The sequence below is a fragment of the Nostoc sp. EspVER01 genome (assembly GCF_034530635.1).
Classification (GTDB): domain Bacteria; phylum Cyanobacteriota; class Cyanobacteriia; order Cyanobacteriales; family Nostocaceae; genus Nostoc.
This window is the reverse complement of record NZ_JAVRCS010000076.1, coordinates 1-7,660: the sequence shown is the minus strand read 5'-3', so window position 1 is coordinate 7,660 and position 7,660 is coordinate 1. Positions and strand designations below refer to the sequence as shown.

Annotated in this window: 9 protein-coding genes; 3 read left to right on the top strand and 6 right to left on the bottom strand. The window is 40.6% G+C overall.

The window, feature by feature from the left end; genetic code table 11:
- Positions 1-274 precede the first annotated feature (274 nt).
- Together RMX69_RS29250 and RMX69_RS29245 are read left to right on the top strand one after the other, a co-directional pair.
- Positions 275-1,678 (top strand): amidase, encoded by a 1,404-nt coding sequence (locus RMX69_RS29250; RefSeq protein ID WP_322639525.1) that lies wholly within the window; start codon positions 275-277, stop codon positions 1,676-1,678.
- Positions 1,679-1,680: 2 nt separating this feature from the next.
- Entirely contained in the window at positions 1,681-2,379 is a 699-nt protein-coding gene (locus RMX69_RS29245; RefSeq protein ID WP_322639524.1) for a Crp/Fnr family transcriptional regulator, read from the top strand.
- A 29-nt stretch (positions 2,380-2,408) separates the two neighbouring features.
- On the opposite strand, the gene RMX69_RS29240 is transcribed toward RMX69_RS29245, so the two are convergent.
- The 6 genes from RMX69_RS29240 to RMX69_RS29215 form a co-directional block, all read right to left on the bottom strand.
- Entirely contained in the window at positions 2,409-2,900 is a 492-nt protein-coding gene (locus tag RMX69_RS29240; RefSeq protein WP_322639526.1) for a hypothetical protein, read from the bottom strand.
- Between the two features lie 21 nt (positions 2,901-2,921).
- The gene (locus RMX69_RS29235; RefSeq protein ID WP_322639523.1) at positions 2,922-3,266 is read right to left on the bottom strand and encodes a cupin domain-containing protein; all 345 of its coding nucleotides are present in this window, start codon (positions 3,264-3,266) and stop codon (positions 2,922-2,924) included.
- Between the two features lie 92 nt (positions 3,267-3,358).
- The gene (locus tag RMX69_RS29230; RefSeq protein ID WP_289795806.1) at positions 3,359-4,135 is read right to left on the bottom strand and encodes an SAM-dependent methyltransferase; all 777 of its coding nucleotides are present in this window, start codon (positions 4,133-4,135) and stop codon (positions 3,359-3,361) included.
- Between the two features lie 83 nt (positions 4,136-4,218).
- The gene (locus RMX69_RS29225; RefSeq protein ID WP_289795805.1) at positions 4,219-4,758 is read right to left on the bottom strand and encodes a GNAT family N-acetyltransferase; all 540 of its coding nucleotides are present in this window, start codon (positions 4,756-4,758) and stop codon (positions 4,219-4,221) included.
- A gap of 361 nt (positions 4,759-5,119) precedes the next feature.
- A complete protein-coding gene (locus RMX69_RS29220; protein WP_322639522.1) occupies positions 5,120-5,986 on the bottom strand; it encodes an aldo/keto reductase in 867 nt (288 codons plus the stop codon).
- Positions 5,987-6,260: 274 nt separating this feature from the next.
- Positions 6,261-6,461, bottom strand: coding sequence for a heavy-metal-associated domain-containing protein (locus tag RMX69_RS29215; RefSeq protein WP_099104264.1), 201 nt, complete (start codon positions 6,459-6,461; stop codon positions 6,261-6,263).
- 879 nt (positions 6,462-7,340) lie between these two features.
- Here RMX69_RS29215 and RMX69_RS29210 point away from each other — a divergent pair.
- A complete protein-coding gene (locus RMX69_RS29210; protein ID WP_118171445.1) occupies positions 7,341-7,604 on the top strand; it encodes a DUF3146 family protein in 264 nt (87 codons plus the stop codon).
- Positions 7,605-7,660: the final 56 nt, after the last annotated feature.

The following is a 7,660-nucleotide window of genomic DNA, read 5'->3' as shown; positions in this document are numbered from 1 at the left end:
TAGAGTTAGTGTAACTAGATATGTAAAGTTTTGTATTAGGATTCAACATTTCTGAGGTTAGCCATAAATACCCCTTTAGGGATTTGTCGAAAGTTTATGCAAAACAATTAAAATGGCTTGAGTAAGAATACAACCACGCCTATTGCATCTGAGCATCCTAAATGAGTCACAAATCTTAGGAGCTATAAAATGTATAGTTCCCGGAAATCCTGCTAAAGTAACAATTTCAGTTTAAAAATCCCAGAGAAAGACAAAATTACCCATTCACTAATCTATGAATGAAGTTGATTTAGCATTTACCCCAGCACTAGAGTTGGCGCAATTAATTCGTCGCCGGGAAATATCACCGCTAGAGTTGGTAGAAATATATTTAGAACGGATTGGGCAATTAAATCCTCAATTAGGAAGTTATTTTACGGTAACGGCAGAATTAGCGATCGCAGATGCCAAAGCCAAAACAGAATTATTAACAACTACCTCAGAACTACCGCCATTTTTTGGCGTGCCAATTTCTATTAAAGACCTCAATGCTGTAGCGGGTGTTACGTGTACTTATGGAAATCCGGCATTACTGAACAATATCCCTAATTATGATGATGGTGTTGTAACGAGAATTAAGCAAGCTGGATTTACTATTCTTGGTAAAACAGCCACTTCCGAGTTAGGTTCTTTTCCTTACAGTGAACCTGCGGGTTTTCCCCCAGCCAGAAATCCGTGGAATTTAGAATACACCCCTGGCGGTTCCAGTGGTGGCGCGGCGGCGGCGGTAGCGGCGGGATTGTGTGCGATCGCTCAAGGTTCTGATGGTGGTGGTTCGATTCGGGGGCCTGCGGCTTGTTGTGGTTTGGTGGGAATTAAACCATCCAGAGGCAGAGTGAGTAAAGCACCCGTAGGCGAACGCCTCGCTGGAATTGCCGTCAACGGGCCAATCGCCCGGACTGTCGCTGATGCTGCTGCCCTTTTGGATGCCATATCTGGCTACATGACAGGCGATCCTTACTGGTTGCCAGATCCCGAACCATCATTTCTCGCCGCAACTGGGACAAAACTCGGCGCTTTGCGAATTGCCTTTGACACTAGTATTTCTCCTTTGGGAGAAGCTGACGCCAACTGTCAGCAAGGTGTCCGCCAAACAATCCAGTTATTAGAACAACTTGGCCACCACGTTGAACAAAAATCCCCAGATTTTAGCGGTTTAGTTGAACCATTTCAAATCGTTTGGCAAGCTGGGGTAGCTGCATCAGGACTTCCTGTTGAAGCCTTGCAGCCATTGAATCGCTGGCTATTTGCACGTACAGGTTCCGTTGGAGAATACCTGCAAGCAGTTTCCCAAATGCAGATAGTGGCACGGCAAATTGTGGCGTTTTTCGATACCGTGGATGTGCTGGTATTGCCAGTTTATCTACATTCACCTATCCGCGTTGGGGAATGGGCTTCGCTCAGTCCAGAAGAGACATTCCAAAATATTATTGAGTGGGTTGCCCCTTGTCCGCCTGCAAATGCAACTGGACAACCTGCGATCGCAATTCCTGTCGGCTTTGACAGTAAGGGTTTACCCATCAGTGTGCAGCTAATTGGTAAACCTGCCGCTGAAGCCACAATCATCAGCCTAGCAGCACAATTAGAAGCGGCTAACCCTTGGATTCATCATCGTCCAGCCTTTGCAATATCAGGCTAATCATGCAAGCGTCCCTGGAACAACTTTCGCAAATTATTGTGTTTGCAGGTTTAAAAACAGCAGAGAAGATCGGTTTGCAAACTTACACTCAGGTGCAACGCCATCGCAAAGGAGAGATTATTCTCCATGAAGGCGATCGCCTACCAGCACAACTCTATGCTGTTGTCAGTGGATCAATTCAAATTACCAAAACAGCAACAACGGGGAAAGAAACAATTCTCCGTGCCTTAACTGCTGGGGAAATTTTTGCGGCTCCTGCTTTGTTGGGAAATGGAATTTCTCCGGCAACTGTCACTGCTGAATCTGATTGTGAAATCCTCACTGTAGAGCGAGATGCTTTATTAAAAGCTATTGGAGAAAACCCTGAAATTGCCTTACGAATGCTGATGGTTTTTAACAGTCGGATTCAGCAATTACATGAAACAGTCCACGGATTAGTTTCTGAAAGAGCTATTGTTCGCCTTGCGAGATTAATTCAATATTTTGCTGCTGAATCGGGAACTGAATCTAGTCCACAAGGCGAATGTTTAAAAGTCAAATTATCTTATTATCGGATGGCTCGAAGTAGCGGCATTACTTACGAAGAATGTGTGCGATTAATTAAAAGTCTCAAGCTAGTAATTGCTTATCGCCGGGGTGGGACGATTATCATACTTGATCCTGATAAATTAGATGCGATCGCATCTGGAGATATAGATTAGTCAGGGCACACAGATGTACGCCCAGCAATTTAGACTGCTACAGCTGCTCTATCTTGTTCGCGTGCAGCAACAACTAAAACTAGACATAGAACTGCGATCGCTTTTTGCCATTCTTGCCGAACTTGCGCGTCTTCCACACCTTCAAACATCCCTATCAAGCGGGGAATAGAAGCTTCTAAAGCCGGACGAGGTACTGGACGGTGCAACTCAACTAAATGAGTTAGACTTTCTTGATTATGGAGAAAACCAATTACCCATGTTGTTGTGTGATCAGGACTATCAGGAACCCGCTTGACTCCCAACTCATTTTTTAGCCAGTTGTAAAAAGGTGGTAATTCCTTAGCTAAAACTCCTCCTGCTGTGGGTAAAGTTTCCTTAAGTAAATTGGTATCTAAGCTGTTTAATTCTTGTTGCAATGCAGGCAAATTGAGAACTTCAGTTAAAGGTTTTGATAGTATTTCTTCCAACTGAGTTTCAGAGAAATTTAAATTTTCAGCAAAAGTTAAAAGTAGCGATCGCATTTTTTTAGACTCCATAATTAACTAATTTTTATCTGTGACTTTCTCAGAAAGTGTGAGCAAAAATGTCAGATTTTCTTCCGCTTTTAAGGCATGAGGTGCGTTCGCAGGCATAAAGACAAAAATCCCATTTTCAAGTACAATATCTTCTCCAGATAAAGTGAGTAGACCTCTGCCTTCAATTACATTGATGGTGGCATTCCGAATAGAGGTATGCTCAGAAATATCAGTGTTAGCTGCTAGGCAAAATAAAGTGTATTGACAAGCGTTATCTTTCAGCAGTACTTTACTGAAAACTCCCGCGTTGGGATATTCAATTTGTTCTCGTAGTTGAGTAATAAAAGATGGGCTAGTTATGATTTTGGTCATAGTATTTTAGGATGATGAACCGTAAGCAAGGCTAATAATCCTTGAATGATTATCAGTATTTATCAGGCGATGGTTTTAGTGAATAAATTATTTTACTGGGCAACCGCACACGAAATGATGTAGCCTAATTCGTGTTGGTATTTATGAAAAACTTGGTGAATTTCTAAAACCCGGTTGCGGATATCTCTCTGCGTCAAAATATTCCACAAAATTCGAGTTGTGTTAAAAAAACCTTCATCTTGAAATATCCGCCCTAAATTCAATAAATTCATTGAGTCAGTTTGGCATTTCTCTACTTGCAATCCTGCTGTTGCAAAAGCCGTAATCCAGTTGGATTCTGAAAGTGGTGTAGAATTAACTCGAATTACTCTTGCTAAGTCAGCATGAATTTGTTCTTCTTTATCACTGGCAAACAGTTCATGGGAGAGAAATTTACCTCCCGGTTTGAGCCGATTATGAATTTCAGCTAAAATCTTGGCTTTTCCCGATGGAGATTGCATTGTGAGAATAGCTTCTGCCAATACATAATCAAACTTTCCTGAGATTGCCTCTAGGTTGAAAATATTACCTTCAATTATTTCGACTTGATTTTCTAACCCAGCAGCGCATATATTAGCACGCGCACAAGCTACACTATCAGGATTTTTTTCAACGCCTACTACTTTGACATGGTAGCTTTTTGCTAAAGCGATCGCACTATATCCAAAGCTAGAACCTAGCTCTAAAACTGTCTCTCCAGGCTGAAAGTTTGCCCACTGAAATAATTTATCGGTGGCTATTCGTCCACCAGGACGGAGATATTTTTTACCCGCTGCTGCTAATACTTCGTGTCCCGTAGCTGTTTGGAAATTGAGGATAGTGTTGGTCATGTCTGTGACCCTCTGAACTTGTCTTACCCTCAATTTCTCAGTAATTTATGATATTGTCTCTGAGGTAGCTCATAGAAGCAGGATTACTTTGCTTTCCACTCGTGGTCAAGGATAGCGTAAAGAAAGTTGTCATACCATCTGCCTTTGATTAACTCTTTTTCCCGCAGATGACCCTCACGACGCATACCAATTTTTTCTAATACCCTTACAGAAGCAACATTCTCTGCAACACACCAAGACCAGATCCGATGCATTCCCAGTTCTTCAAAGCCAAATTTTAAAATTGCCTCTGCTGCTTCTGTTGCATAACCTTGTCCCCAATATTGAGTATTTAGTTCATAGCCGATATTTGCTTCCCGCATTTCCGGGTCATTTACACGGATACCACAATTGCCAATCAGCCGATTTTCTTCTTTGAGGACAATAGCTAACTGAAACTTAGTCCGAGGTTGCTCTTTTTGCTGATTGATAAACATCTGGATAAATTCGCAAACATCCTTCTGTGTGCGTTGCGTCCAGTAGTTGTAACGCAAGTACAAAGGATCAGATTGATAAGTAAAAACCGCCTGCCAGTCTGCCTCTATAAAATCACGCATTAGCAAGCGGTGTGTTTCTAATATCATGTATTTTCTCTATGGGCTTATTTGACTGAGCCTGAACCTTCACTGAATTTTGCCAGCAAAATGAGGAAACCAGTAGCAAAAAAACAAACAAATTTATCATCTGCTTTGACCTATTGGTTAGAGAATTTGGCTGCATAAATTTTCGATGAATTACTTACATGGCAATACTACATCAAGTTTCATTTAAGGAATAGCATACTTTATAAAAAACCCGGTTTTTTTAATAAACCGGGTTGATAAAGTTCTTTAAAAGTCTGTTGGCTTGGAATTTTAAATTATTGATTACCCTGTCTTAAACTAACTAAACGTGGCCCGTTAATTTTTGGCAACTTTCATTAAATCTACGTTAGTTAATGAATTATTAAGTTGCCCCATCAATTTTTTGCACTTCTTCATCAGATAGTTTCACATTTATAGCTTGTGCTGAGTCTTCAATGCTAGAGACCTTGCTAGCGCCAGGAATTGGCAAAATAACGGGCGATTTGGAACGCAACCATGCCAGAACGATATTGTACACTGACACGCCTTTTTCTTGAGCTAATTTAGCGATCGCAGGAATATCTTGCAATCCCTGATGGCGACGCCTACCACCAAAGGGACTCCAAGGTAAAAAAGTCAATCCTTGCTGTTCGCAATATTTTAATACGCCGTCATTTTCTGGCTGTCGTTGCCAAGGGCTGTATTGATTCTGCACCGAGACAATATCCACCACATCCCGCGCCCGCTTAATTTGTTCAACGGAAAAGTTAGAAACTCCTACAAACCGAATCAAACCAGCCTCTACTGCTTCTTTAACTGGTGCAAGGGATTCTTCAATGGTGTAATTAGTATCGGGAGAATGGTATTGCCAAACATCGATGGGTTTAGCACCACCCAACGCTTCAAAATTGTCGCGAATTGTTTGGCGCAAATGTTCTGGATTGCCGTTGCTTGTCCAGTTGCCATCGGGACGCATCAATCCGCCCTTCGTTGCTACAATCACTTGGCTAAGATCGCCTTTGTAATTACTAAGTGCCTTGTGAATCAGCTGCTCATTGTGATGCTTTTCTGACTCATCTTTGCAGTAAGAGTCCGCAGTGTCAATAAATGTAATACCCAAATCCAAAGCACGATGAATAACTTGGATTGATTCCGATTCGGGAGGACGATTAGAAATTGACATGGGCATACCACCCAAACCAATCGCACTTACAAATATACCAGTTTTTCCTAGCTGTTTGGTTTCCATGCTTTTAGCTATAGTTTTCTGTCCCAATTATCTATCAGCTAGTTATTCATTAGAAATCCTCCCTAGTACTTAGACTTGAGGATAAGTGAATTTAATTTTTATTGATGCCTACCAATATTTATATCCTTTTGCCATGCTCTCAGAGGAGAAATAGTTGCAATCAAGTAGACTAACTTATTAATATTTACGCCCGGAAAACGGACGTAAATATCATTAATTAATTGTGCTGGTTAAATTATTTTCTCTAAATTTATTAGAAAATTTAGAAATTTAATTAATAACCCTCTATAGTATAACCAGCAGATTGAACCATCTGTTTAATTGACTCTTCAGAAGCCGCAGCATCTACAGTTACAGTTTTAGTATCAACGTTTACATCTACTTTGGCATCAGACTCCATAGTCAGAATAGATTTAGTTATTTTCTTGGCGCACTCATCACCTTTAATATCTGGAACTTTCAATTGAATTGCCATTACTTACCTCATTACGTAAACTAAAATTTACATTTAATAAATATAATATCGATTTTAAGAGTGAACGCACATCTTACTTGAGTTAGGGATTTATCATCACAGAAATAGTAATAAATCATAGTTATATCTAAATCGTTATTGACAAAATATTTAGGCAGAAAAACCAAAATAACATACCAAAATTTATAAAATTTTTTATGAAAATGCACTTAGCACTACTAAGTTATAAAAAGCCGCTTGTTTCGTTTATTCTGAAGACTCCACAAGACATTCACTCTGTTTTTCTAGGCGTTGCTGTTTGACGTAGTTGTTCTTGTAATACTGTCCGATCGTACAAGCGTCTATGGGTAATTCACGAAACCTTTTTATCTGTAGTTTCTAATTTATTGTATGCTTCAGGTACTTTTGCCCAACATTTGGAGTACATATAGATTCAAAAAACAGCTATCTTGCGACATAAATATACTGTGGGCTTCGCAATAAAGACTTTCTGTGACACAATTCTGACAGGAGTGTTGGACGCTGCTAATTTTGGTATTTAAGCTAGAGAACGATTCCTGAAATATACCAGTAGTTAAAATGCGATCGCTAGAAGCAACGAAAAAATTAGCATTTCTTGTTTGATTTATTTTCCAATCTCTATGACGAACTATGACCCTCGAAGTAAAACTCGCTAATGCTTCTCTAGAAGACGCTACGCCTAGCTTGCTTACGCTATTGGTGATGCAACTTCAAGATGCTGAAGTCATCTTACTTATAAACACAACCTAGTCAACTACAAATACCCACTTTGTCAGTTTGTCTAATTAAGATATGTTTGGTAAATAAAATAAGTAGCCTACATCATCGGCTGTTATTCCACACTTGACATAAAGCATTGTGAGTGCAAAACGTCTGCCAGAAACCATTGCCCATGTCAGAATTACCCGCCAATCCTGGCAACACGGCTTCCTAGAAGGCGAAGTGAATGCGGGTGAGTTTGAGTGGCATTTCCAGTGGCATTTTCGCCGGGGAGAACTTGCCGTCAAGCCTTCCCAAGGCCGCGCCTTAATCAAAGAACCCCTCGGTCGATTTTTGGAGCAACAAGATTATCAGCTAGAGCCTGGAGGAGACTATGCTTTTACGATTCGGGCGGAACTTTAAAAGTTAGGAGTTAGGAGTTAGGAGTTAGGAGTTAGGAGTTAGGAGTTAGGAGTTAG

What these genes read in the sequence shown, in the direction of transcription:
- RMX69_RS29230 (WP_289795806.1), bottom strand. Translation starts at nt 4,135, where the DNA reads ATGACCAACACTATCCTCAATTTCCAAACAGCTACGGGACACGAAGTA.
- RMX69_RS29245 (WP_322639524.1), top strand. Translation starts at nt 1,681, where the DNA reads ATGCAAGCGTCCCTGGAACAACTTTCGCAAATTATTGTGTTTGCAGGT.
- RMX69_RS29220 (WP_322639522.1), bottom strand. Translation starts at nt 5,986, where the DNA reads ATGGAAACCAAACAGCTAGGAAAAACTGGTATATTTGTAAGTGCGATT.
- RMX69_RS29250 (WP_322639525.1), top strand. Translation starts at nt 275, where the DNA reads ATGAATGAAGTTGATTTAGCATTTACCCCAGCACTAGAGTTGGCGCAA.
- RMX69_RS29240 (WP_322639526.1), bottom strand. Translation starts at nt 2,900, where the DNA reads ATGCGATCGCTACTTTTAACTTTTGCTGAAAATTTAAATTTCTCTGAA.
- RMX69_RS29225 (WP_289795805.1), bottom strand. Translation starts at nt 4,758, where the DNA reads ATGATATTAGAAACACACCGCTTGCTAATGCGTGATTTTATAGAGGCA.
- RMX69_RS29215 (WP_099104264.1), bottom strand. Translation starts at nt 6,461, where the DNA reads ATGGCAATTCAATTGAAAGTTCCAGATATTAAAGGTGATGAGTGCGCC.
- RMX69_RS29235 (WP_322639523.1), bottom strand. Translation starts at nt 3,266, where the DNA reads ATGACCAAAATCATAACTAGCCCATCTTTTATTACTCAACTACGAGAA.